The 24,544-nt window shown below is 53.8% G+C and carries 18 protein-coding genes and 1 pseudogene; 8 read left to right on the plus strand and 11 right to left on the minus strand.

Annotated elements, in window-relative coordinates:
* Positions 1–108: 108 nt before the first annotated feature.
* Positions 109–1,071, minus strand: a complete 963-nt coding sequence (locus IEC33019_RS03530; protein WP_099593050.1) for an IS110 family transposase — start codon at positions 1,069–1,071, stop codon at positions 109–111.
* Between the two features lie 597 nt (positions 1,072–1,668).
* Complete coding sequence (gene dacB, locus IEC33019_RS03535; RefSeq protein WP_070093504.1) at positions 1,669–3,132, minus strand: D-alanyl-D-alanine carboxypeptidase/D-alanyl-D-alanine endopeptidase; 1,464 nt, start codon at positions 3,130–3,132, stop codon at positions 1,669–1,671.
* Between the two features lie 187 nt (positions 3,133–3,319).
* Between dacB and IEC33019_RS28100 the strand changes: the two are divergent.
* Positions 3,320–3,382, plus strand: a pseudogene (locus tag IEC33019_RS28100) (hypothetical protein); the annotation flags it as partial.
* Between the two features lie 413 nt (positions 3,383–3,795).
* Here the strand turns inward: IEC33019_RS28100 and IEC33019_RS03545 are convergent.
* Positions 3,796–4,260: a helix-turn-helix domain-containing protein gene (locus IEC33019_RS03545; protein ID WP_099594126.1), complete on the minus strand. Its 465-nt coding sequence runs from the start codon at positions 4,258–4,260 to the stop codon at positions 3,796–3,798.
* A gap of 217 nt (positions 4,261–4,477) precedes the next feature.
* Between IEC33019_RS03545 and IEC33019_RS03550 the strand changes: the two genes are divergently transcribed.
* From IEC33019_RS03550 to IEC33019_RS03570, 5 genes are all read left to right on the plus strand, one after another.
* Complete coding sequence (locus IEC33019_RS03550) at positions 4,478–5,224, plus strand: metallophosphoesterase (RefSeq protein WP_099594129.1); 747 nt, start codon at positions 4,478–4,480, stop codon at positions 5,222–5,224.
* A gap of 15 nt (positions 5,225–5,239) precedes the next feature.
* Complete coding sequence (locus IEC33019_RS03555; protein ID WP_099593052.1) at positions 5,240–5,548, plus strand: hypothetical protein; 309 nt, start codon at positions 5,240–5,242, stop codon at positions 5,546–5,548.
* Positions 5,549–5,626: 78 nt separating this feature from the next.
* Complete coding sequence (locus IEC33019_RS03560) at positions 5,627–6,157, plus strand: hypothetical protein (RefSeq protein ID WP_099593054.1); 531 nt, start codon at positions 5,627–5,629, stop codon at positions 6,155–6,157.
* A gap of 22 nt (positions 6,158–6,179) precedes the next feature.
* Positions 6,180–7,330, plus strand: a protein-coding gene (locus tag IEC33019_RS03565; RefSeq protein WP_087535084.1) for an IS3 family transposase whose coding sequence is annotated in 2 segments (ribosomal slippage) — positions 6,180–6,414 and positions 6,414–7,330 — 1,152 coding nt in all. Because the reading frame shifts where the segments join, the coding sequence is not laid out codon by codon here.
* 258 nt (positions 7,331–7,588) lie between these two features.
* Positions 7,589–9,385 carry a hypothetical protein gene (locus tag IEC33019_RS03570; protein WP_157765865.1) on the plus strand — a complete coding sequence of 599 codons (1,797 nt, stop codon included), beginning with the start codon at positions 7,589–7,591 and terminating at the stop codon, positions 9,383–9,385.
* Positions 9,386–9,913: 528 nt separating this feature from the next.
* Here IEC33019_RS03570 and IEC33019_RS03580 read toward each other — a convergent pair.
* On the minus strand, positions 9,914–10,255 hold the full coding sequence (locus tag IEC33019_RS03580) for a YggL family protein (protein WP_099593058.1): 342 nt from the start codon (positions 10,253–10,255) through the stop codon (positions 9,914–9,916).
* Between the two features lie 291 nt (positions 10,256–10,546).
* On the opposite strand from IEC33019_RS03580, the gene IEC33019_RS03585 reads away from it, so the two are divergent.
* A complete protein-coding gene (locus IEC33019_RS03585; protein ID WP_172959800.1) occupies positions 10,547–11,713 on the plus strand; it encodes a tetratricopeptide repeat protein in 1,167 nt (388 codons plus the stop codon).
* A gap of 20 nt (positions 11,714–11,733) precedes the next feature.
* Here the strand turns inward: IEC33019_RS03585 and IEC33019_RS03590 are convergent, their stop codons facing one another.
* Genes IEC33019_RS03590 through IEC33019_RS03605 form a run of 4 tightly spaced genes read right to left on the minus strand, consistent with a single transcriptional unit; the run spans position 11,734 to position 18,278 of the window.
* Positions 11,734–13,218: a site-specific integrase gene (locus IEC33019_RS03590; protein WP_099593063.1), complete on the minus strand. Its 1,485-nt coding sequence runs from the start codon at positions 13,216–13,218 to the stop codon at positions 11,734–11,736.
* Complete coding sequence (locus IEC33019_RS03595) at positions 13,215–13,838, minus strand: hypothetical protein (RefSeq protein ID WP_099593065.1); 624 nt, start codon at positions 13,836–13,838, stop codon at positions 13,215–13,217. The genes IEC33019_RS03590 and IEC33019_RS03595 overlap by 4 nt, the downstream gene beginning before the upstream one ends.
* Entirely contained in the window at positions 13,838–15,970 is a 2,133-nt protein-coding gene (locus tag IEC33019_RS27260) for a hypothetical protein (RefSeq protein ID WP_157765866.1), read from the minus strand. Before IEC33019_RS27260 ends, IEC33019_RS03595 begins: the two co-directional genes overlap by 1 nt.
* Positions 15,954–18,278, minus strand: coding sequence for a hypothetical protein (locus tag IEC33019_RS03605; protein WP_099593069.1), 2,325 nt, complete (start codon positions 18,276–18,278; stop codon positions 15,954–15,956). Before IEC33019_RS03605 ends, IEC33019_RS27260 begins: the two co-directional genes overlap by 17 nt.
* 40 nt (positions 18,279–18,318) lie before the next feature.
* Here IEC33019_RS03605 and IEC33019_RS03610 point away from each other — a divergent pair, with 40 nt between their 5' ends.
* The gene (locus IEC33019_RS03610; RefSeq protein ID WP_099593070.1) at positions 18,319–18,657 is read left to right on the plus strand and encodes a 50S ribosome-binding protein YggL; all 339 of its coding nucleotides are present in this window, start codon (positions 18,319–18,321) and stop codon (positions 18,655–18,657) included.
* A gap of 29 nt (positions 18,658–18,686) precedes the next feature.
* Here IEC33019_RS03610 and IEC33019_RS03615 read toward each other — a convergent pair whose 3' ends face one another.
* From IEC33019_RS03615 to IEC33019_RS03625, 3 genes are all read right to left on the minus strand, one after another.
* The gene (locus IEC33019_RS03615; protein WP_070093502.1) at positions 18,687–22,307 is read right to left on the minus strand and encodes an ATP-binding protein; all 3,621 of its coding nucleotides are present in this window, start codon (positions 22,305–22,307) and stop codon (positions 18,687–18,689) included.
* A gap of 8 nt (positions 22,308–22,315) precedes the next feature.
* Positions 22,316–22,936 (minus strand): response regulator transcription factor, encoded by a 621-nt coding sequence (locus IEC33019_RS03620; RefSeq protein WP_070093501.1) that lies wholly within the window; start codon positions 22,934–22,936, stop codon positions 22,316–22,318.
* A 274-nt stretch (positions 22,937–23,210) separates the two neighbouring features.
* Positions 23,211–24,542 (minus strand): deoxyguanosinetriphosphate triphosphohydrolase, encoded by a 1,332-nt coding sequence (locus IEC33019_RS03625; protein WP_099593072.1) that lies wholly within the window; start codon positions 24,540–24,542, stop codon positions 23,211–23,213.
* Positions 24,543–24,544 lie beyond the last annotated feature (2 nt).

A 24,544-nucleotide genomic window follows, 5' to 3' on the forward strand; every position in this document is an offset into this window, starting at 1 on the left:
GGTGGGTATTGAGTTTTCCGGCCATTCGCGGGTGAATCGGAGCGCCGAACCGCCGCTCCCACAGGTATAGCGCAGCTCTTGAGAACGGCGCAGTGCCTGTAGGAGATTCTATGGTTGAGGGCAAAGCTTTTTTGCCCCTTTGCTGACGTATTCGCCTTGGGTCTTCATCAAGGCGAATGCAACTCTGGCGAGCTTGCGTGACAAGATAACCAGGGCCTGAGTCGTTGCCTTACCTGCCCGGCGATAGTGCTCGTAGACGTCTTTCCAGGCCGCAGACCTACTGGCCGCCATGGCGGCGTTATGCAGTAATCGACGGATCTCTGAACAACCCCGCTTGGTCAACCGTCGACGTCCGGCCTTTTGGCCGGAATCTGCAACTTTCAGGTCCATGCCTAGAAAAGCGATGTATGAATCACTGTTCTTGAATTCGCCCCGAATAAATGCGGTGACGAGGGCAACAGCGGTCAGGAAGCCAATCCCTTCAACTTTCTGACAGCGGGCGACTTGTTCGGCTAGGCCAGCCTCTTTTACCAAGACCTTCAGGCGTTTCTGGATCAGAAGATCAAGCGACTCGAAGTGCTTGGCAAAGCTGTTGAACGCCTCTTTGAGCGACATTTCATTGCCCCAGCTCTGAGTCAGACTTGTCCGCGCCGAAACCAGCGCTGCTCTGCGCCGGAGCAGGCTCTGGAGCTTGCCGTAGACAGCTGGAGGGGGCGACCAAGGACGAAGAGCACTGCCCTCGCGATCCAGGAAGCGAGCCAGCAGGCAGGCATCGGACGCATCGGTTTTAACGCGTCCGCCAACGCCCTTGCGGTAGTTGCTGAGTTGAAACCCGTCGACGACATAGACGGCGAAGCCCTTTTCGTATGCCATCTCAACCAGGTCCAGATGGTAAACATTGGTAGCTTCAACGCAGATAGCGGTATTGGCCGGCTGAAGTGCCAGCCACTTTTGGATTTCAGGCTTGGTGTTTCTAACGGTCTGCTGTTGGGCGGAGTCTTCGTAATAACAGACCAGCTCAGCCTTGGCGACATCGATGCCGATGATGAAATTGTCTACTCGCATTGCCATCGCCTGAACTCCCACGGTATGGTTTTTGAACTCGGAGGGGTTTCACCAAGAGGCGCTGGCTTGCTTCTATCGTCGTTTGCAAACGATGCATTCTTTATCGGCGCTTTGGTGAAGGGGTGGGGCGATGTCTCCCACGGTCTGTACTGCGCCTAACAGTCAGAATCGGTTTGTTCGTCCCACCACCCCTTCGAGTATCACCATACAAGCGGGTTTACCCGCGAATAGGCCGGCACAAACAACAAATAATTAGCTTGTTTGCCGTTGCCATTGTTTTTTATGCGCGATAGTTCAGACACCACCAATCGCGACCTCAGAAGGCCGAGTGTAGGTGTCTGTAGGGGCAGGCGCGCAGCGCCCTTCGGCGTAGCCGAAGTCGCGAGATGGAGGCTTGCGTAGCAAGCCAGAGGCCGCGAAGCCCTGAAAGGCAGCGGAGCGGAGGGAACCCCGGAGCGCAGCGCAGGGGCCGTATGTGGGAGCAAGACGGCTTTGGTGACTTTGGCCAAGACCAAAGTGACCCGCCGTGAAGGCGGAAAGCGCCAGTGGCGCCCCCACCCAGAATGGATAATCACACTCTCTGAAAGCCCAAGCCCAGGCCGATCAAGGCACCCCAGCCGCCGCAGTGCTCCCTACCTTCGGCTGCCGATAAAGATCCAGCAACACCTGATCCAGCACCTGCGATGCCCCCCAAGGCTTGGGATCATTCAGAATCGCTGCCACCGCCCAGGTGTTCCCGTTGCTATCCCGGCTGTATCCGGCAATCGCCCGAACGGTGTTCAGCGTACCGGTCTTGATGTGTCCTTCACCGGTCATGGCCGTGCGTTTGAGTCGCTTGCGCATGGTGCCATCCATGCCCACCAGCGGCATGGAGCTGATGAACTCGGCGGAGTAGGGGCTTTGCCAGGCTGCTTGCAGCAATGCCGCCATCTCGCGGGTGCTGACCCGCTCGGCGCGGGAGAGCCCGGAGCCGTTTTCCATAATCAGGTGTGGCGCGGTAATGCCTTTTTTCGCCAGCCACTGGCGTACCACTCGCTGGGCTGCGCGGGCGTCGTCGCCGTCGGCATCCGTGCGGAACTGTGCACCCAGACTCAGGAACAACTGCTGGGCCATGGTGTTGTTGCTGTACTTGTTGATGTCGCGGATCACCTCGACCAGATCCGGCGAGAATGCCCGTGCCAGCAGGCGTGCGTTCTTGGGCACGTTCTCGATACGGTCGCGACCCTGAATGCTGCCGCCCAGTTCGTTCCAGATCGCTCGCACCGCACCGGCTGCATAGGTCGGGTGATCGAGCAGCGACAGATAGGTCTGGGAGTTACAGCCTTCGCCAAGTTGGCCACTGACGACTACGCTGACGCCGTCGGCCTGAGTCACAGGGTTGTAGCGCACATCGCCAGCGCATTTTCTGGAGGCGACGGCCTTGACCTGGTTGTCGATGCGGACGTTCGCAAGCGGTGGCTCCATGGCTACGGTGACTTTTCCGCCATCGTTGCGGGCCACGAAGCGCAGGGCCTTCAGGTTGACCAGCAGCGAATCGGGGCGGACCAGAAACGGCTTGTTCACATCGCCGCCATCGTCATTGAACTGCGGCAGGTTGGGCTGAACGAAGTGGCTGCGGTCCAGCACCAGGTCGCCGGTCACCGTGCGCACGCCGTTGGCGCGCAGGTCACGCATCAACAGCCAGAGCTTTTCCATGTTCAGCTTCGGGTCGCCACCACCCTTGAGATACAGGTTGCCGTTGAGCACGCCGTTGCTCAGGGTGCCATCGGTGTAGAACTCGGTTTTCCACTGGAAGGTCGGGCCCAACAGTTCCAGGGCTGCATAAGTGGTCACCAGCTTCATGGTCGAGGCCGGGTTGACCGAGACATCGGCGTTGAACACGGTTGGCGTGCCGGGGCCGTTGAGCGGCAGCATCACCAGGGACAGGGCCGAATCCTGCAGTTTGTTGGCTTTGAGCGCCTGTTGCACTTTCGGCGGGAGGGTGGTGTTGGCGGGCGCGGCCTGGCTGGGCATGGCGAGCGGCAGGAACAGGCCGGCGAGAATCAGGGGACGGAGCGTTTTGATCATGTGCAATTTGAACCCTGCGGACGAGGGAAAGTGACATTGGGGCTGAACAGGATGATGGCCCCACGACGAAATATAGTGCGCATTATGCCCCAAGCACACCCTCCATGGGGCATGTTCGACGGAAAAGCGCCGCAGCCGTCCGGAAACTGGTAAAGTGCCGCGCGTTAATACTCAAGAGGATTGTTTCATGGCCACCAACCGTTCCCGTCGTCTGCGCAAGAAACTGTGCGTGGACGAATTCCAGGTTTTGCTAATTTGCTCCAAACCCTGAAAATCTTGCCAAAAATGCACCGCCCCTTTGCCCACTACCTCTGATCGCCCCCGCGCCTAAGCCTTGCCTGTCCACTCATCGGACACCAGACCGTCACATGGATGACTGTCTGAACCTTGCAGCACTTCCAACCCTTCAAACCCGCATGCCTTTGATCGGGAGTGGAACTGAGCCACTTTCACATATCGAACACAATCCCTTAGCCGCAAATCTCTCGACGCTCTGATCACAGCGAATTTGTGCGTGCACGGCAGGGAGTGATGATGGCGTAAGGCTCCTGCAGAAAATGCTCTACAAGGATAGTGATGGGGAGTGCTCAGGCTCAGTCCTTATTTGATCCATCCCGGATATATGGTTGTCCCGGTACCGTTATCCCATAGTGCCCACGTGCCTTAGTCGGCGGTGGCCTTCCAATATCTCTGCACCGTAGTCTTAGAAAGCCCCAACTCCTGAGCAACCTCCAGCCGACTCATACCCTGAGCCTTGAGCCTTTGCACCTCAGCATTCGCCTTGTTTGCACGTGCAGTGGTGGGGTGAGGTGCGTCAATGGCACCAGGCTCAGCAGGGGGGACAGCGTCGAGGAGCTGCAGCTTCTCCAGATCGGCAGTGGCTAGAGCCAGCAGTTGATTTGGAGTAACGCCTCGTTCGGCTGCGAGCGCGATAGCGAGAAGAGCGACCGGCTCCACGCCCAGAGCCCCTGCAAGCTCCACACTGAGCTTAAGGGTCGGGCTAGTCTTTCCTGCTTCCAACTGACTGATGTGTGACGAAGCAATCTGGCCGCCAAGATCTTTTTGATTCAACTGGCGGCTGACTCGCACTAGGCGTAACGCGGACGCGAAGCCTTTGGGAATCGACATTTCACGGCTTCCAAAAAAGGAACGGTATGCCGTGTTTGCGATGATCCAAACAAATCTATATATTTGAATCGTATGGATCTGGTCGTGTGCACGTCGCTGCCTCACCATTTGCCTCACCTGAGTCCCGCCGGCCTCAAAGGGAAGGCAGTTTCAATATAAGACTAAATCGACTTTTACCACCAGGCTCCAAGCGCCTGGCCAAATGCTGGAGAACTTCTTGCGCGTCCGAATCTACTCTGACCTTCACGTCGAGTTCGCCTCCCAACCGAAGCTCGATTTCGAGGGCACCGTTGATGACGACCTCGTGGTCTTGGCGGGTGATATCCACACCAAGGGGCGGGGCGTCTCTTGGGCACAAGACGCCTTCTCAGTCCCGGTTGTGTACATTTGTGGCAATCACGAATTTTATAAGGGCCATATCGATCGCACGCTTCAGTCGATGAAGAGGTCGGCTGCCGGCACTAATGTCCACGTGCTCGATAATGAGTCGATGACCATTGGCGATCTCCGCATTTTGGGAGCCTGCGCTTGGACAGATTTTTCTTCGAAGGGAAGCGTCTACCAGTCTTCTCTAGAAGCTCGCAGTGTCATGAACGACTTCCGTCTGATCAGGGCAGGTGAGGAATACCGGAAATTAAGAATCGACGATATCATTCGGCGAAATCACCAGACCTATGACTATCTAAGTCAAGAACTAGCCAGGGGTTTTGACGGCAAGACTTTGGTGGTCACTCATCATTGTCCCCTTGTTGAATTCTCAGGGCCTGAGAAAGATTCAGAGTTGATGCCTGCGTATTCCAATGAATGGCCAGAACTAGTAGGCCAGGCTGATTATTGGGTGTTTGGGCACACTCACCATCGAGTAGATGCGATGGTTGCCGGGTGTCGCCTAATTAGTAACCCTAGAGGCTATCCCGGTGAAAAGTGCGGGTTTGATCAAGAGTTTGTCCTTGAAATTATTTGAGTTGGTTGGATTGTAATGCCAAATTATGTAGAAAAGTTGGCGGCGGCAGCTCAGCAAAATTTCAGTCGCGCTGTAACCGGCTACTTGCTGGACGCGCGGCTCAAAGAAAATGGCGTCAGAGGTGCGATCTTCAGTGACTCTCTCAACAGACACGAGGATGGCGATAGCATCACGACGAGTGCTATCCAGGAGACACGTCAGGAGCACGGCTACACGCTGTTTTTGACTGTCTCAGGGTCGTGCTATGTAGCTGTCACTCATCTGCTATTCGTAGAGGAGAGCTTCGGCGGTATTTCGCAGACGGTCATACTGCGCGCCAGTTAAATAGGTGTAGATGATGGTTGCTCGGCTAATCGCGGCGTCATAAAAAGTTACTAAGATAGACATAGTTAAGGGAAGTGCATGTCTGAATTGAAGAAGGCCAAGGTCGTCGTAAAAAATTACGATGTTCAGAATGTTGCTGAAATTGATGCGCTTTACACGCGCGTCAGGGTTGAGGATGAGCAGGGCAGGACGTTCTACTACAAGCAAGTCGTGGTTCCAAAGTATCTGCGGCGTCATGGTGCGCTCGTCACGGATTCACCACGCACTTGGTATTATAAGCATTCCTCCAGGAAGTCGATCATTATCGTGGCAGTCGAGAAGTCTGGTGGTAAGGTCGAGTATGATTTTGACGATCTACGAATTATTGCTAGGTCGACTTTGTTGAAAGGCATTCTGATGTCTGTGGCGGCCATTCCAATGGGAGTTATCGCCGCGACGGCCACGTTTGGTCTCGGGCTAATTTTGATTCCTATGGCGTTTTGGTACAGCTACAGAAACATTTTCAAGCTGCCAGGCCTGTTGAGTCGGAAGAAATTGGTGGGCGAGTTTGCGGCTTATGGAGTCACTGTGAATCGCCCCTGGTTTCGTAGACACCTCCAAGCCTCATAATGAGGCCCAAATAGGAGGTGCCATGAGTCGTCAGCGTTACCCCGAAGAATTCAAGATCGAAGCGGTCAAGCAAGTGACCGAGAAAGGCAAACCTGTCGCCGATGTCGCCCAGCGCCTGGGCATGTCCGTGCACAGTCTTTACGCCTGGATCAAGGTCTACAGCAAGCCCCAAGAGCAGCGTCAGCAAGACGACGATCAGCAGGCCGAACTGCGCAAGCTACGCGCTGAACTCAAGCGCGTGACGGAAGAGCGAGACATCTTAAAAAAGGCCGCCGCGTACTTTGCCAAGGAGTGCGGCTGAAGTACGCCTTCATCAAGAAGCACTCGACTGATTACCCGGTGCGGCGCCTTTGCCAAACCCTCAAGGTGCACCCCAGCGGCTATTACGCCTGGCTGGCCGAGCCTCAATCTGCCCGAGCAAAAGAAGATCAACGTCTGCTTGGCTTGATCAAACACGCTTGGCTGGAAAGCGGAGGTGTATACGGCTACCGCAAAATTCACGATGACCTGCGTGAGCTGGGAGAGGAATGCGGCCGAAATCGAGTCAGGCGCTTGATGCAGGCGGAGGGGCTGCGTTCTCAAACGGGCTATCGGCGGCGTCCAGGGTTCTATGGTGGAAAACCAACAGTGGCCTCGCCCAACCACCTCGCGCGGCAGTTCAAGGTAAGTGAGCCGAACAAGGTCTGGGTGACAGATATCACTTACATCCGCACCTATGAAGGGTGGCTCTACCTCGCGGTAGTGCTGGATCTGTTCTCACGCCAAGTAATTGGTTGGTCAATGAAGCCAAGGATGTGCAGCGACCTGGCTATCGACGCGATGTTGATGGCTGTTTGGCGACGCAAGCCTCAGCAGCAAGTTATGATTCACTCAGATCAAGGCAGTCAGTTCAGTAGCTCGGATTGGAAAAGCTTTTTGAAGGCCAACAATGTAATCAGCAGCATGAGCCGGCGGGGAAACTGCCACGACAATGCTGTAGCCGAGAGCTTTTTCCAGCTTTTGAAGCGAGAGCGAATCCGACGAAAGATCTACACAACCCGTGAAGAAGCCCGAAGTGATATTTTCGATTACATCGAGATGTTCTATAACCCTAAACGCCGACACAGCAGTGCTATGCAGCTGTCTCCAGTAGAGTATGAGAAACGCTATTTCCTGAGCTTGGAGAGTGTCTAGAAAACCAGGGGCGATTCACTGTTAGGTAGAGGAAGTGTCGAGGGACTGGGCCCTACCCAGTCTGCTCATGCGTAATAATCACTTCATGGGCTTCTGATCGGAGGCGTCACTCGGTCACAATGAAAGCTGATTAGCCCAAGCTTGGGTGATGAATCTCATGGGCCCAAACGTTAAGATAATCAGGTTGGCCCCCTATGGCTTCGCACCTTGAGTGGTCGCGAGGCAGCCCGCGTGATTGGAGCGTTTTACCGAATGGACATGTCAGCCATCAAGGCACGCCTGCATAGAACCTATGCACTCACTGTCATGCGGATCTTTCAAGCTAAGACAAAATTCGGGTTCTGGCGGTCGCGTCACGGCATGAAATTGATTGCCATCCCCGTCCTCGGTGGAGTGGCTGTGAGCATCCTGGTGATTCCCTTCTTACAGTCTTTAGTAGGTGACTTCTTCAGTAGGCAAGAGAACCTGGGTGCGCTCAGAAGTCTTCTCGCAGGGATGGGGGCGGCATTGATTGGGGCTGCAGCGATAGCATTCTCCATCATCGTTTTCGCGATGCAGACGAACGTTGAGCGGATGCCCCATGGTCTTTTCAAGCAGTTCAGTTCTGATCGGCGGTTGCTCTGCTCATTCGTCGGGTCGTTCCTCACCGCCATCGCAATATCCGGCACATCGTTGATCCCGGATGCGGGTTGGGCGATCCCAGCGATGCTCACCGCTATCTGGGGTATTGCAGCGATCGTGCTCTTTTTTCTTTACGCCTACCGTCGAGCGCTCCAGCTCATCAATCCAATGGAGCAGCTCAACATCATGTCGAACACGGTGAGTCGCGATTTGCGGAGATGGAGCCGACTAGCTGATAACGCCACCATCTTCATGAGAAAGGGGGCGGTTCCTGCGGTCAATGGGGAAGGTGAGGGGTTCCAGTTCAACGAAACGAAAGCGGCCTTTTACCAAGCCAACCCCCAATGGGTCACCGCCGCGCACCAAGCGATTCACTACGGAATTTCATATGCGAAGCGCTTCGCAGGCCAAGGCGATTACGAAGTTACCGACTCTGCTTTCCATCACCTAATGCTGATCAATGCCGCTTACTGCGCTGCCAAAAATGGCACATTTGTTGGTGGCAACGGTTTTTTTGCCGTGCCTGATGAGAGCGACCACACCATCAATACTTCTCTTGAGCAATTGAGGCAGACGATGCAAGACGCGCTATCCAGGGGTGATGAGCGACTTGCAGAGAGCACTATCCGCGCGTTTGGTGGGCTTTATGGGGTGTATCTGGGGATCGACTATTCCGGGCGCGTGCGCAGAAAGCATCACGCCCTGCTTGCCTCAACATATTTGGCTTCCGCAGTTGAATCTGTCGCAGCTCACGACATGCCTGATCTGATGATGCAAGGCATTCGAATAATGGGTAAAGCATCAGCCGTGGCTCTCGAACACATGCCATCCAGCGACATTGGTACTTTAGTGGAGAAAATCGGCACCTTCTCGCTAGTGGGGGTGGTGAAGGCGAGCCATCAACCTGTCACGCTCACCGGCGTCGAGCAGCTCGCCACCATAACCCTTGATCTTCTAGTCAAGGGCGACCGCGATGTAAGCGCGCTTGTCAGTAAGCTGCGTTCTGCAGTGGCGACAGTCTCGAAGAGTTATCTCGGAACTGTGGATGGGGGGCTTGCATCCATTCACAGCACGACGCTCGGCCCATATTTTTCGGGCACCAGCGTAGCTTCATTTAGGGGTCAGCTTACTGCCCTTGTAAACGAGTTGTTGGCAGCGCCTCAGGAGCACGACCAGGCGGCAAGGATCATTGGCAATATCGAGACCTGGGCCCATCAAATCTTCATTACCCATAAGGAGCTCCTCCTAGCAGCTATGCAGAGCCGATCTCAGTTCACCTTTGATGCTATCGGCTGGGCTATCGACATTTCGGCACTCTTGAGTGCCCTGTCCCAAGCCCCCGCCTGCCCGGAACTGTCCAGTCCTATTTGTTTGCATCAACGCCTTCTACGCCTCGCTACAAAAGCCGCTGGGGGAGAATGGACGAGAGCTTAAGGCCAGTGACTTTGTAGACTTGATCCACGCCCTGTACATCCCTTACGTCTCCTATTTCCGGGCAAATCGATACATGTGTGGCGGGTTGCAGCCGCTGGCCAAAATTTTTGGCACGGAGGTGGTGGCATCACCTGTCGCGATTATTGATGCATTGGCGGGAACTGGTCATGTAACAAGAGAGAGGGAGGCCGGACGAGGCAGTCAGAGCTGCCGGGGTGATCACGTGCAAAAGGATCAGGCGCCCTTGAAAGAGCTAGAAAATGTGCGGGGAGCACCATTTCATCAGTCGTTGCTTGGACAATTTTGTCATGCGCGAGCAGGATGGAGAGAGTTTGCGTGGTGACTCTCGCTCTCGACGCACGTTCAGATCAATGAGGGTTTGGGACGTTAAAGTGCGGCCAAAATCTCAACAGTTTTGACCCGGGAGATCGGCGATCTTGAGAATGAGCTGAACAAATGCATGGCTGCGAAAGCTCAATGACGGAGGGATGTCTGGGGCGTCGAATCGACGGCCCAGACTGACCACAGTTAGCCTTTGTTGACTGGCTTTTCTGGGTACCAGGCGTCCAGCAGTGGGCTGACTTCAATTTTAGTCAGCTCGCTACGGCCCTTCAGCCAGGCTTCAACAGTGGCACGCTGCTCCTCGGAAACCGAGCCGCGCTTGGCCAGGCACACCAGGCCGAAATCATCACCACCGACATAGTCCAGGCCATTGGCATCCATGGCTTCTGCAAGGAAGGCGTCCAAGAAAGCGTCGATCGCTTCGTCGCTCAGGTCTTCCTTGAAGTCCAGGTTGAGCTCGAAGCCCAGTTCCTGGAACTCATCCACGCAGAGCTTTTTGCGCAGACGACGGGAGCGGTTAGTGGCCATGAAAAAATCCTCGTAAGTAAATGCGGTGCGGAGTTTAACAGCAACGTGAGGAGCTTGCTTGACCAACCGGTAAGCTCGCTCAAACTGTCTCTGGCCCACCCCTGCTTGGAGTCATCGCTTCACATCTCAATTTGACAGGTGAGGGCGTCGACCTATGCTCACTGAGGCTTCTTGATGACGCTAGCGTAGCGTCACTTGCCTGCAATGGCCCACCGTAGGGGGCCAGACAATGTGAATCGACCATAGCCCCGTATGGCGGGGAGTTCGTTTTCTATTGTCTGGAGACCCTTGATGAGACCAGACATTTCACCTGTTTCACCTTCCTGCATTGATTCCTTATCACCGCAGCTCCCTGTTTGGAGCAGGCTCAGGCTACCTGATGGTCAGAGGGCGGGGGAGGTAGCTCAGCTCGAAGACGAGTTGGAGCAATATTGTCGGACGCATTTCAAGCAAAGCTGGTCAAGCCTGAGACAGGCAGCGGCCCAGCGGCAGGTCGAGCGCTTAGCCGGTATCGAACGGCGTGTGCATGCATTTGAAGCCCTGCTTAAGGCGGGGCAGGCGCCTCATACGCTCAAGCGGGTATTCAAGCAAATCCTCTCTACGCTTGAGGAGATGGTGGGGGATGGATGTCTGGCCGCTCAATTGCTATTGGGGCAGGTGCATCTGCGAATCGGTTACTATTTTCATCCCGAGATTGCAGAGTGTTTTGGTCTTTCTGCGCTCCAAGCCGCGATCAACGAAGGATGTACGCATGGCTACTCAGTACTGGGTGATTACTACCTCAGCGAGGGACATAGCGAGGCTGCTGTTGAAGCCTATACCGAGGGTGCAGCTCACCATTGCGCGAGGTGCTGTTACCAGTTGGCCCAGCTTCATACGCATGGTGTGAATCTGCTGGAGCGCAATCCCGTCATTGTGTTTTCGCTCTTCGAGCGAGCCTATACGCAAGGATTTTCTCTCGCCGCCGTCGGCATGGTGCGTGTTTGGCTGGAGAGCTCGGAGCCTCTGCCGCTTCCCGCGTGTCCTATAGAGATGATGAGGGAGGCGATCGAAAAGGGGTGCGTCGGCGCGAAGCTTGTCCTGGCTGACCTTCACGCAGGTGCTGCAGGCCGCATGCAATCACTTCGAGAAGCGGTATCGTTGTACCGCTGTGCCGCCATCGAGGGGGACGTCGACGCGCAAATGGTGCTGGCAGAAATTCTTCAGAATCCGGCGCTTCGCGGCCTGCCGGTTGAACCAGACATAGATGAAGCAATTGAGTGGTACAAAAAGGCTATCGAAACCGGTGCCGGGTTGGCACGCATTCTCAAAGATGCCCACGCGGAGTTGGGACGACTGTACATGTGGAGGAAGCGGTACTGTGGTGCAGCTGCCGTATTTGAGCGCGCGATAAGCTTGGGAGCTACTGACTTGATACCACTTCTGGACGCTTGCAAGCGACTCGCTGAAGAGGCTTAGGCGCGCTGCTTGCTGGCATCTCACTCTCTGCTTTCGCCGTCGATGTCATCTGGCGGCGTTAGTTCAGCATCGTCCATGGTTGTTTCAACCCTAACCATGGCACTGGTAACATCTTTGTTCTTGTGGATGATGAGCTCGCGCGCGCTCGCACTGAATTCACGAGGATCAAGGCCATTATCGAGTTCCGTAAGTAACCGAAGCAAGTGTGACTCAAATTCTTGTTGGAGCATGGCAAGCTGCACAACACTTACGGTCTCGGGAATTTTGTTGATGCGCGCGTAGGCGCTTTTGATGTAGCGACGCAGTGTTTCGAGATCGCTGTGTGCTGTGTATTGCCTAACTGTTCCTAGGAAAGCTTCATCGCTTAGCAATCGGATTTCGAAATGCTTGTCTGACCTGAACTTGTGTCGTTCGAAGAGTATTACGAACAGGTTAGTGCAGAATGCGTGCCTGAACATGTGTGCGCAGGTTTGTTCGCTCATGTGGGCTGCCTTGGCCAGCACATTAATTTCGTTTGTAATGGTTGTGTCGGCAAGGGGTTTGCCAGTGATTTCAGAGATAAACAATAGGTCGTGGTCAGCTCTGCCGGATTTTGTGAATTTGGCAATAATATCACTTCGAAGATATTTAATATGCGTTCGAGCTTCTTGCAGAAGCATTCTGGAAACAGGTATCTTTCTCGTTGCGCGCACACCCTTTTTCAGTGTAGTGAGAGTGAGCATAGGCTCTTTCATGTAATATGCTTCATTGATCGCCGAAATCGTCAAGTCTGCAAGCTCGCCGCGCCGTGGCCCGATGTACTCCAGAAAACTCATGTGCAGATGTCTTCTAGATTTTAAGAACTGTGAATTATTTGCAGCATCGACTGCACTTCTCAGTGATTGAATTGATCCGTCGCTGATAGGGTTTCGAGTGTCTCCTGAATCCCCGCCAATGGAAAAGGAATGGTGGTGTATCGACTCTGTTTTATATATTTGTCCATTTCTGCCAGTGCGGGTTGACCATCTAAAGGTGACATTGATTATTCCAAGTGGGGCGACAAAATTTGGTTGATTGCTGAGAACCCCTAAAAACTGCAGAAATCTCAAGCACTGCTGCCCTGTTTTATTGGTTGTGTCGGAGTTTTTTTGGTGTTGTCTTATGTTGTCTTTGAATCTCTGCATACGAATTTCAGACATGAAGCGAGTGAAGTCAGAGTCATTGAGTTCAAGAAATGTCTTTTTTATGTTGTAACAAAACCTTATGAGCTGTGATATTTTTCCAGCATACTCTCCAATAGTTCCGCCCTTTCTGCCGTGCCTACTAAGAAGGCCGCCTCGTCCATTGTTGGTGTCGCGAAGTTTCAGCATGTAAAGGTTGGCTGGCGTGCATGCTGTGCCGTCTGGCCAAGTCATGAAAGGAAGATTTGAACCATCCTTGGTATATACCTTGTCGGTCACATGATAGTTAAATAGCTTTAAGTTAGGTAGCGTAGTGTAGCGTAATGGCTCTCCTGCGAGCTTCATGGCTTTTTATCCGGGTGCAATGTGACGATGGTGGCAGTTCGATCGATTTTGTTAAACGGGAATTCGTTGAGACTAAGACACTTGTAAATTATTTCCTTTGCGTCACGGGTGCGCTTGGCTCGCAGTTCTTCGTCTGCAATGGAGACCACGCCATCAAGAATCGTAAGGGCCTGCCCCACCGCTTGAAGTATCCTGAAATTCATTTCCCTTTGTCTTTCTAAATGCAACTCGGCGATGCTTAGAGATTCCTTTAGACCTATCTTTGTGGTCTTTTGGTCTTGTGCTTTTTGTACGTGAGCATGTTCAATTGCGTCATGCGCTTGAATGCGAAGCTTGTCAAACGTCTCCCATGTAAAGCCATCGCTTAGTGTCGACATTTTGGCTTTCAAAGTAGTAATGCTGAGAGGCTTTATGCAATATGTAATGTTGTCATCCTCAAATGTATGATTGAGTGACGCGACGCCTCCCTGGCTCTTTAAGGCATTGCAAATAACAGCGTTATCAAAAAAACGTTTTGGGTCGGCTATCGCGCTTTCAAATAGTTTGATAAGAGCGATAATGGAGTCTTCTATTTGTTTCGATTTGTTGGTTTTGCGTCTCATCATCTGTGCCTTGATCACTAAAGCTCATGGAGTTTGGTCTGATGTTTCCTAGGGTTGGAGTTAGAATAAAACGTTACGATGATTTCCATGCGTGTGCCACATTCATCGGTGAAATAATCAGGCGCGACAGTGATATTTCCTTTTTTTATCTGGGTTTGAATGTACCTGTGAGCCAATTCATCGTCAATTACTGTGACGTCAGTTATGCCGTAATGTTCTTTGAAGAAGTCTTGAAGGTCATGAAAGTTCTTTTCCCTGCCTTTCATGATTTTTTCTACCACGAATTGAGCTTCGGCACCGCGCAAGCTTTCACCGTCTACCACTTGGGTGATGTAGTGCCAGAGGTGAGTGAGATCAGCATGGCCCAAGTGCCAACGCAGTCCGTTGATCCGAACTCCATCATAAAAGTGGAAGAACATTAACGCGAAAAATCTACGGAGCTGGTGTTGGCGGATATAGTAGCGCTCACCGTCTTTGTTCGTTGGTACCTGGAAATAATCGAAGAGAAAGTCAAGGTTTCGGGTGAAGGAAAATACTGAAGCCGGGCACGAGAACATCCCGCTAAGATGGCTTGGCGAATCAAATAGTGTGCCGTACTCATTAATAAACCCGATTTTCTTAAAGTATCGCTGCATCCGCTGCAACTCGCGGATCATCTGAACACCTAAGGGGTCAATGGGGCGTGCTTGTTTATCTCGGATTCCCCACAGTCCCATCGAAGTTTTGGCAATATCAATGATCAACCATTGCTTAGTTCTGTCTAAGCATTTCCGCGTGGGTAGGTCTATAAGTTCGACCGATCGTCGCGCCATTAGTACCCCTACGACGAATTGGACACAACCAACGTAAACGCTGACAAGTTCGATCAATCCCTTATTTGCACGGAGGTTTTTATAGAATGAATTTTTTTCTTGCTTGCGTGAAACATTTCCTGTCCCATCCGTTGCACTGAGATTTCGGCATGCAAGCCCTAGCTTTGTAACTCCAAGGGAAGTCAGCTCTGGGCCAATAATATGTTGAACTTCTTTGTTGGTTAGTTTATCCATTCTTGTTTCTGTCGTAACACAATGCCTGGCTAGTTTCATGTAGCCGTCAAGGATGGTGCGGCCATACTTAAAATGAAATTCAATGCTATTTTTGAGCTGCTCAAATATGATCCCGCTAGGAACTAAGCGGTAACGCTGGGTGGGAACTACTTCAATCGAAAACTCTTCAATGGCTAAAAGGTCTTCTTGTGGAGGTGCATCTAATCCTAATGCATGCAGAATCCTTAGAGAGAAAAGTTTTTGGCGATATGCGTTGTAGGTGTTCTGCGTAACTCCGTCGCCGCCGCTGCTGCGAACTGGAGCGGCAGGCATCTCTCTCCGGTACTTGGGCTCTTCAGGGTAAAATGAGAGTATGTGAATACGAGCCTTCCCAACTTTCTTGCGTAACGTATTTGAATAAATTTCTTTAGCAAGTTTTGCTGTGTTTGCCGTGCGTCCTGAGGCGTAGCAATCTTTGTAGAAGCCATGATGCAGGAGTGCCGCTCGGATTGATGGGATCGTGTGACTAGGACAGTCGAAAGTGCTCTCATCCAAGATTGATTCGCTGATATGTGACAATGCAGGGATTGTGCGCAGCAGATTTTCAATCTTATGGCTGGGAGTCTCTGACATTAATTTTAGGCAGAATTCACTAGCCTTCTGGGTGAATTTGTAAATAGACTCAGAGATTAAGTTTGAAGAGGCAAAATCGGATAGTAGTTGTTTCAAGTTGTTGACGTTAATAGCTGCTAGCCCGTATCTAGCTAGCCCGAAATTTTTTGAGTTTATCAAGATGCTATCTATGACATGAATTGCGCTGTTGAAGTCAGCGCGTTGCGTGGCAATCGAATTCCTGGTTCGATGTATTTTTCGAGTTAAATTTTCAGTGGATGCGGCAAGAAAATATTTGAGGCTTGTAAGAAGTTTTTCATTCTTTGCGTCAGTAAGTAGGCTGTCATCGTCAAGTTGTATGCCCCAGTCGATACTGTCTGGTGTTTTGTGGTCTAGAGAGACTAACCAGATCGGCGCGTCAAAATCTGACTTCAACCACCAAACCTCTCGTAGGCGTTGTTTCGGTTCAAGGGCTGCATTGGTTAGAAAATTAAGGTTATTGAGCTTTTGCATAAATTATCTTCTCCATTTTACTGGGGGCAGCAAAAGCTTTTGCAGTTTTCAAATGCTGTTTTAAAACGCTGTCTGTACCTTCCTCAATGTGTTTCACGATCAATGGTGTCAGTTGTGCCCAGTACTTTGCTGTCTCTTTGACGAGTCGTTGGTCTTGGGACTTTCTGACTGCGTGTTCCAATGAGATAAGTGCGGTCAAGCTCCCCGCGCTTAACTTAACAAGCGCCTCATCTTCGGTGGGATCGATGTTTTGCATTTCGCCCTCCGGGTCAGTGAGAAAACTTGGTATGGTTGTGATAGCGTAGTTTTTCAGGAATTCATCCAGTATTTCGACCGAGTCGAAGTTTGCTCCCGCAACCAAGAATGGGCTATCTTTTAGGGAGTGACAGATCATCGCCTTGTGTAATACTCTGATACCGTGACCTTCTATGAATTGAACGAAGATTTCAGGTAAGTATGATTCCAGTAATGTGATGTCTTCTTTCTCATGCCCTAGGCATTGCCGCATGAGTTCCGTGCTTCCTGTATTTAGGTACTCCTCAACGCACCTTGAAGCTCGGATTTTTGATGGTGATATACGGGTCAAAAACTCCTTCAGCTCATCGTCGCGTAATTCAGTGTGCGGGTGAAATTGTTCGAGAAGGATTTCGTTAGAAGGGTAGTTTATTGTTGTCTTGTTCCAGCGAGGAATTAAGGAAGGTATCGGCTTGTTTACGCAATAAGAGCTGGCAATGAAAAGTTTTCGCGCATTTTCACTTCCGATGGAGCGGAGGTAATGCCTCGCGGGTTCAGTGATTTTCACTACATCAGCAATGATGCTTGCTCCAGTCTCGGACAATTCTACCTTTTGATTCTGATGTCTTGCACCTTTACGTGGTTTCTTTCCTGATATGAGATTTGACTCGCTGCCAACAACTAAATAAGTTTTTCCGCCTTCCTTAATAATCCCTGTTTGCTTTCCATTTTTATCCAATAGGTTGAAATTTGTCAGGAAGCTATTGGTGATGAAAGGGTGCTCTAAAATCAGCAGGCACTGGAAAGGATACAGGTTCCGGGTTGTGGGAATACCGATGGCTTTACTGATCTCAACTGTCGAGATGTCAATTCCGGTTCTTCTTATGTAGGAAAGACGCAAGTCTGCGATTGGCAGATCGTAGGAGTACTTGTCGAAGGCTGCCGCTACATTGCCGATGAAATTGTCTTTGTAGAATTTTTCATGCTGAGTGTTAAGCTGCTTTGCAGTTGCCGCTAGTTTTACACGGTTATCAAACTGCTCAGTTATTTCGAGGGTTTGCTGTGTCGCCCAATTTCGAATTGTCTGAATTTCCGACTTGATGGTTATGATCAGTTGCTCTACCGCTCTCTGCTCGGTCAAATGAAGGGGGATATGTGTGACGAGCTTGGTTCTGACGCTGAAACCATCTCGATTCTTCTCTACGTGGGTACTATTTCCGGGGAGTGCTTTGGCGTCGGCTAAGGTCAACCCGAGGAAGGGAGTGCACCAGATGCGGGAGTCGATATACGTCCTGTAGATTTGACCGATAAATCTGTTCCAGGATTTTTTCATGCTGTCCAAGACAGGGTCATCATGGTTTATACCTCGAAAGAAATATTCCATGAACGCGATAAAAAAATCGTGAATTTTGAGTGGGTCATGAAAAGTATCTGGCTGCCAAGTGCTCTGTTCCTTTTCAAGGAATCTGAGCATGATTGGAAATATGTAGTATACGTGCGCAGCCGATCCTTCCATTCGGATTTTTAAGCCAAGATGGAAGCTTTCAGTAAACTCTTTGCCATGTGAGAGCCAAAGATTCTCCAGCGGAAGATACTGTATTTCTCCATTTTTAGTTTCTACTAACCATCCGCTCCAGTATGCCACCTTATCTGGATCAAGCACGCTATAGTCTTTTTCCCACTGAGAAGCGGCTTCAGGATATCGCTTGGCGAACCACTCAATCCGGGGAAGTAATATATCTATCGTTCGAAGTTCTACCAGAGTGTCTCTAATAGATCGGCAAAACGCTTGACGTTTTACCTTGCTGAAATTTGTAAGACTTGAGGCGTAAACAGCAGAGCAGTAAAGGTCGAAAAGTGATTGCGCTTCTGATGATAGCAATGTGCTCGCAGTCAAGCGTTTCCCGGCCAGATGGCACACACAGTCCAGGAGATGGACAGCCGCCATAGGGTGGACACCCTCTTGCTCCCGGCTTTTGGATGCTGCGGAGCACAGCATCTCGACCGCGTCGTCATCAATGGCGAGGAACGGGTAACGTTTGAGCCGTTCGAGGCGAGTTGTGATAATCGCCATCTTGAAAATCCGCCTATGATATGCTCTTAAGCTAGATAGAATAAGGTCTAGACAAAAATGGCAAGATTGTCAAATTAGCCAAACGCAAGAGCTGGGTTTCGAACTGAACCTGGAATTCAAGGAAGACCTGTCCGACGAAGCCATCGATGCTTTCCTCGATGCCTTCCTCGCTGAAGCCATGGATGCCAACGGCCTGGATTACGTCGGTGGTGATGACTTCGGCCTGGTTTGCCTGGCCAAGCGTGGCTCGGTCAGCGAAGAGCAGCGCGCTATTGTCGAAGCTTGGCTCAAGGGCCGCAGCGAACTGACCAACATCGAGCTCAGTCCGCTGCTGGACGCTTGGTATCCGGACAAGCCGATCAACACCCAGGCTTCCTGATCCGCCTGAGCGGCGCATTTCTGCGCTGCTCATCCAGCCCTGGCCGGGTGTTGTAGATGCCTGGCCAGCGCTTTCTCCGTTCGGCGCATATGCCGTGCCAATACCTGTCTTCGCAGCTTGAGCTGCGCCAATGACAAGGTTTCCTGCTCCAGCGCTTCACACGCCTCCATCAGATCCCTGGCCTCCAGCATCCGGGCCGTGCTGAGGATCTTGTGCGCCTGCGCGGCGATGGCCTGTGCATCCTCCGAGTCGATGGCCATCAGTGTGGCTAGGTCCTGTATCAAACTCTCTTGTAAGGCGTTCAGGAGTCGAGTGCGGCTGTCAGGATCATCGCCGACGATGGCAGACAGGCCCTCGAGCGCCAAGCGCTTGCGTGGCCTGGGCCCTGGCGCCGCATGCCGACCCGGCGCGACGCCCGCCAGGCGCTGGTTCAGCGTGTGCAGGCCAATCGGCTTGAGCAGGCAGTCATCCATGCCGACATCCAGGCATCGCTGACGAACTTCCGGCTGGGCGTTGGCGGTGTAGCCCAGGATCAGGCAGCGCGGCCAGTCGCGTTGGCGCTCTGTGGCACGGATGGCTTCAGCCACTTGATAGCCGTTCATTTGCGGCATGTTGCAGTCGAGGATCACTACATCGAAACCGCCCGCGCGCCATTTCTCCAGTCCCTCGCGTCCATCGCAGGCGGTGGACAGGCTCAGCCCCAGGAAACTCAGTTGCTGCTCCATCAACAACAGGTTGGCTGGGTGGTCATCGATGACCAGCACGTTCAACCCGCTGTTCGGTGCCTCGACGTCCTGCACGAGCGGAGTGGGCACCGGTGGCGCTTCGACGCATTGCAGCGGCATGACGAGGCTCACCTGAGTGCCGACACCAGGCAGGCTCTTGATGGTTAGCGTGCCCCCCATCATTTCGCTCAGGCTGTGGCTGATCGCCAACCCCAGACCGGTTCCCGCCCGTGCACCTTCGCTATGCGGATTGGCCTGGACGAACGGGTTGAACAGCTCCTTGAGCGCCTCCTCGTGGATACCGATGCCGGTGTCGCGGACCTTGAGTTCCAGGCGCGGTCCATTGCAGTCGGTGCCTTCGTGCACGTGCAGATTGATCTGGATCTGGCCATGCTCGGTGAACTTGATGGCATTGCTGACCAGATTCGACAGCACTTGCTTGAACCGCAGCGGGTCGAGCAGCGCGTGGCAGCGGGCGTTTGGCGCGATGACCACCTGTAGGGCCAGGTCCTTCTGTCGCGCGAGACCATCGAACACCCGGGCCACCGACTCGACCAGAACGCTGGGGTCGACCGACTCCGGGGAAAGGCACAGGTGGCCGGACTCGATCCTGACGATGTCCAGGATGTCACCGATGAGCCCCAGCAGGTCCTTCGCCGAATGGTAGGCGACCTCCAGGGACGGTCGGTCCAGTTGCCCGCGATCCGCCCTTCGCACTGCCAGCTCCAGCATGCCGATGACCGCATTCATGGGCGTGCGAATCTCGTGGCTGATGGTTGCCAGGAAGGTGCTCTTGGCACGATTGGCATCGTCGGCCCGTTGCTTGGCCAAGCGCAGCTCCTGAACCAGTTCGCGACGGTCGCTGATGTCGATCCAGCCACCGATGATCCCCTGGACTTCACCCAGGGAGTCGCGATAGGGCAGGATCCAGTGGTAGATGGTCAGCTCCCGTCCTCCCATGCGTAAAGGACGGTCGAGGATAAGGGGGGTGCCGGCGGCGATGACTTGCTGATAGTCGGCCTCCATCTGCTGGGTGTATTCCCGGTCAGCGCCCGGGCTCTCATCCAATCGCTTGCCCATGACTTGGTCGGTCTGGGCTTCGACGGCCTGCAAATAGCTGTCGTTGCAGCTTTGCAGTCGTCCTTCGCGATCGCGTACATACATCGGATGGGGGGTACCGTTGAGCAGGGCGCGCATGAACTCTAGCTGGTCGTTGAGTGCCCGCTCGGCGCATTTGCGCTGCCTGATCTGCCATCGCAGGTGGGCGTTCCAGATCAATGCCAGGAGCAACAGCAAGCCGACGGCCAGCAAGAATTTCAGCGCCAGGCGGCGAAACTCCCGCCAATACACGTCGTCGTGCAGCCGATAACCTCCCCACCGGTTGTTGATCACGCCAAGCTCTTCCGGCGAGATGCTTTGCAGGGCTTTGTCCAGGATGGACGCCAGCGCATGGGCCTGGCTGTTGGTGGCCATCGCGACCGTGGCTGGCTCGCTACCGATTGTACTGCGAATGACCAGGTCCGGGTTTCCGGCCAGGGCGTGGTTGGCGTCGATCAGGGTAGTGATGGCCGCATCGACCTCACCGCTGCCCAAAAGCGCAATGGAGAAGAACGGACTGTCGGTTTCGATCTTGCTGATCTTCGGGTATCGAGCCGAGAGCAACCCGGCCATGATGCTGTCGCGTGTGATCGCGACTTGCCGATTCTGCAGGTGCTCCAAGGACGCCGCTTGGTCACTGCCCGCGCGGGTGACCAGCACATAGGTGCTTTCCAGGTAGGGCCGGCTGATGTGCAGGGCGCCATCGTGCTTTTCGTCACTGGAGATGGCGGCGATGACATCGGCCCGGCCGTCCTTGAGGCGGGCCAGCATGTCCCGTATGCCGCTGGCCCGCTCGATCTCGAAGCGCAGGCCGGTGCGCAACCGGATCAGGTCCAGCAGGTCGGCGGCGATACCGCGGAAATTGCTGTTACTGTCGAAATAGGAAACGGGGGCGGCGGTCTCGTTGATGGCCACGCGCATCACGGGATGTTCCCGCAACCATTGCTCTTCGCTGGGAGAAAGTTGGAGCTTGCGATCGGTCAGCAGATGGTCGCTCCCCGCACCCCAGCGCTTGAAGATGCTGGCGGCCATGATGGGCGTCTGGCTCTCGAGGGTCGTATCGACCAACTCCTTGAGGATGGTGTCCTGACGGCGCAGGGCGAAACTGAAGCCAATGGCCTCGTGCTTGCCAAAGCTGGCCATGCGCAAAGGAGGGAGGTGACCGCGATTGAGTTGATAGTGGGTCGAGATGGTATCGCCAATGAACACGTCGGCCTGGCCGAAAGCGACAGCGTTCAGGGCCAGGGTGGAGGAGCGAAAGGCCAGCAGCTCGGCCTTCGGGTAGGCGCTGAGCACCTCCTTGGGCGAGAGATAGTGATAGAGCATGCTCAGGCGCAGCCCTTTGAGTTCGTCATCGAGTACGCGACGTTCGTGTTCGCGGGTCACCAGCACTGGCTGATCGATCGCGTAGGGGCGTGACAGCGCAAGGCCGGCAACGGCTTCATAGCCGTTGGCGCTGCCAAGCAGATCGATCCGGCCATTCTTCAGTGCCTCGATCGCTGACTGACGGCTGTCGAAGCCCAGCACGCGGACTTTCAGCCCCAGCGCAATGCCGATCAGGCCGGCGTATTCAGCGGTGAGCCCCTGGTAGTCGCGCCCGCCCGTGGTGATATCGAAAGGCGGGTAGTCCGGGAAGGATGTACCGATCACCAACTCCTTTTTTTCAGAGAGCCATTGGCGTTGGGTCGGCGTCAGCACCGGCAGCACCGGCTTGAGCGATGAACGCGTCAGTAGATTGAGTGCCTTGGGCCTGTATTGCGCGGCGTGCGCTGGGTGGCAGGCCAACGCAATGGCAACGATGAACAGGCAGGTTAGATACCGCCCCATGTTGCACCTCAAACCAGCGCGTTGCGCTTGGCAACATCAATCAGGTCGACCAACGTCTGAACCTGAAGTTTTTGCATCAAACGCTTCTTGTAGGTGCTGACGGTTTTGTTGCTCAGAAACATGCCCTTGGCAATTTCCTTGTTGCTCTTTCCTTGGGCGAAAAGTTGCAAAACCATAAGTTCTCTGTCGTTAACGTGTCGGAAAAGTCGTATCTCCTGGTCTGGAATAACCTGGCTGGTGTTAACCGCTTGGCTGGGAAAATAATTGTAACCAGAGAGCACGGCCTTTATTGCGCTAAGCAGTTCACTCAGGTCTTCCTGTTTACCAACATATCCGGCGGCCCCTGACTGCATGCAGCGAACCGCGAAAAGCGCAGGGCTTTGTGCGGTCAATACCAGCACTTTCAGGGGCAAGGCCATGCTCTGGAAGCGGGACAGGATCTCGAGGCCATCGAGTTTGGGGATGGCAATGTCGAGGATGACCAGGTCGGGGCGTGTCTCTCGGACCATCTGCATGGCATGAACGCCATTGTCCGATTCACCGACGACCTTGTAGTTCTGATTTTCCAGCAACATGCGAACCGCCATGCGGATAACGGGGTGATCATCGACAATATATACAGAGTGCATATTCAACTTCCATGCGGCAGGTGTCGGAAATAGTGCGCACCTTAGCTCAGTTGGAAGTCATCGGACATGCGAGGAAGGGCCAGGGCTCGCATATGGGAAAATACCTACAGTAAAAAGCTACGCGCGCTACGAATGGGGCGTATTGATGCCGAAAATGGCGCGGAGTTTGGTAACTTTTTATTTGTAAATAGGGAGTGGCGTTTAATTCTATTGAGGGCTAATAAGAAATTTCCTTCAAATACTAGCCCCCAAGACTATTGGTTTGTCACAACGCTCACAGGGGGCTGGAACGTCCAGTCATTTCACTGGCCATTTCGCTGGCGTAGCTGTCTGTCATCCCAGCGATGAAGTCGATCATGCGCAGGAAGGCGGTATGCAGCGAGTCATGCGGGTCGGGTGCATGATTTCCGATCAAGTCCAGTACACGTCGGCTCTTGAATGAAGGCGTGCGCCCACCGTGCTGTTCCAATGCCGCCCCACAGAAGGCATTGAGGAGAATCTCAAGGGTGGTGTACGCGCCGATTTCGTGCAGGGTCTTACGTTTGTCTTGGAAGATTTTCTTACGCGCCATGTCCTTGGCCTGGAGCACGCAGCGCTTGGCTGGGCCGTGCATGTGCTCGACCAGATCGCCGGACAGGTGCCCCGCCAGCAAGGCGGTCTGTTGCTCGACGAAGGCCTGGGCCGCCGCGTTGGTCAGGTGCTCGATGGCCTTGCCACGCAGGATCGCCAGTTTGCGTCGCCGTGAGTCAGTGGGCCCTAGTTGACGGTAGGTTTCGGGCAAATCGTCGCCCACCAAATCGAGCAGCAGGGCCTCGACCTCGGCGTACTGCAGCAACTCCATCTCCAGGCCGTCTTCGAGGTCGATCAAGGCGTAGCAGATGTCGTCTGCGGCTTCCATCAAGTACACCAGCGGATGGCGCGCCCAGCGCTGTTGTTCAAGCTGCGGCAGGCCGAGCTTGCGGGCGATCTGCTCGAGCAGCGGCAATTCGCTCTGGTAGGCGCCGAACTTGTGTTTCTTGTAACCCAGGGCGTCGGCGTGGCGGGCGCTCCACGGGTACTTGAGATAGGTACCCAAGGTGGCGTAGGTCAGCCGGGTGCCGCCATCGAACTGGTGGTATTCCAGTTGGGTGAGTACACGAAATCCCTGGGCATTGCCTTCGAAGTTGAGAAAGTCGGCGCGCTCGTCCTCCTTCATGTCGTCCAGCCAGCCACGTCCGGCAGCCTGCTGGAACCAGTGGCGGATGGCATCTTCACCGGAGTGGCCAAAGGGCGGATTGCCGATGTCATGGGCCAGGCACGCCGACTGCACGATCATGCCCAGGTCGCTGGGCTCGCACCAGGCTGGCAGGTGGTCGCGCAGGGTTTCACCCACGCGCATACCCAGGGAGCGGCCGACGCAGCTGACTTCCAGGGAATGGGTCAGGCGCGTGTGGATATGATCGTTGCTGGAAACGGGGTGGACCTGGGTCTTGCGCCCCAGGCGGCGAAAGGCACCGGAGAAGATGATGCGGTCATGGTCTTTGTGGAAGGGGCTGCGCCCCAGTTCTTCGGGGCTGTACAGGGCTTTGCCCAGGCGTTCGCGGGTCAGCAGGGTGTGCCAGTCCAAGG

The organism is Pseudomonas putida, from assembly GCF_002741075.1.
Classification (GTDB): Bacteria; Pseudomonadota; Gammaproteobacteria; order Pseudomonadales; family Pseudomonadaceae; genus Aquipseudomonas; species Aquipseudomonas putida_T.

Coding starts and splice junctions, on each gene's coding strand:
- IEC33019_RS03530 (WP_099593050.1), bottom strand. CDS start 1,071: ATGGCAATGCGAGTAGACAATTTCATCATCGGCATCGATGTCGCCAAG.
- dacB (WP_070093504.1), bottom strand. CDS start 3,132: ATGATCAAAACGCTCCGTCCCCTGATTCTCGCCGGCCTGTTCCTGCCG.
- IEC33019_RS03545 (WP_099594126.1), bottom strand. CDS start 4,260: ATGTCGATTCCCAAAGGCTTCGCGTCCGCGTTACGCCTAGTGCGAGTC.
- IEC33019_RS03555 (WP_099593052.1), top strand. CDS start 5,240: ATGCCAAATTATGTAGAAAAGTTGGCGGCGGCAGCTCAGCAAAATTTC.
- IEC33019_RS03560 (WP_099593054.1), top strand. CDS start 5,627: ATGTCTGAATTGAAGAAGGCCAAGGTCGTCGTAAAAAATTACGATGTT.
- IEC33019_RS03570 (WP_157765865.1), top strand. CDS start 7,589: ATGTCAGCCATCAAGGCACGCCTGCATAGAACCTATGCACTCACTGTC.
- IEC33019_RS03580 (WP_099593058.1), bottom strand. CDS start 10,255: ATGGCCACTAACCGCTCCCGTCGTCTGCGCAAAAAGCTCTGCGTGGAT.
- IEC33019_RS03585 (WP_172959800.1), top strand. CDS start 10,547: ATGAGACCAGACATTTCACCTGTTTCACCTTCCTGCATTGATTCCTTA.
- IEC33019_RS03590 (WP_099593063.1), bottom strand. CDS start 13,218: ATGAAGCTCGCAGGAGAGCCATTACGCTACACTACGCTACCTAACTTA.
- IEC33019_RS27260 (WP_157765866.1), bottom strand. CDS start 15,970: ATGCAAAAGCTCAATAACCTTAATTTTCTAACCAATGCAGCCCTTGAA.
- IEC33019_RS03605 (WP_099593069.1), bottom strand. CDS start 18,278: ATGGCGATTATCACAACTCGCCTCGAACGGCTCAAACGTTACCCGTTC.
- IEC33019_RS03615 (WP_070093502.1), bottom strand. CDS start 22,307: ATGGGGCGGTATCTAACCTGCCTGTTCATCGTTGCCATTGCGTTGGCC.
- IEC33019_RS03620 (WP_070093501.1), bottom strand. CDS start 22,936: ATGCACTCTGTATATATTGTCGATGATCACCCCGTTATCCGCATGGCG.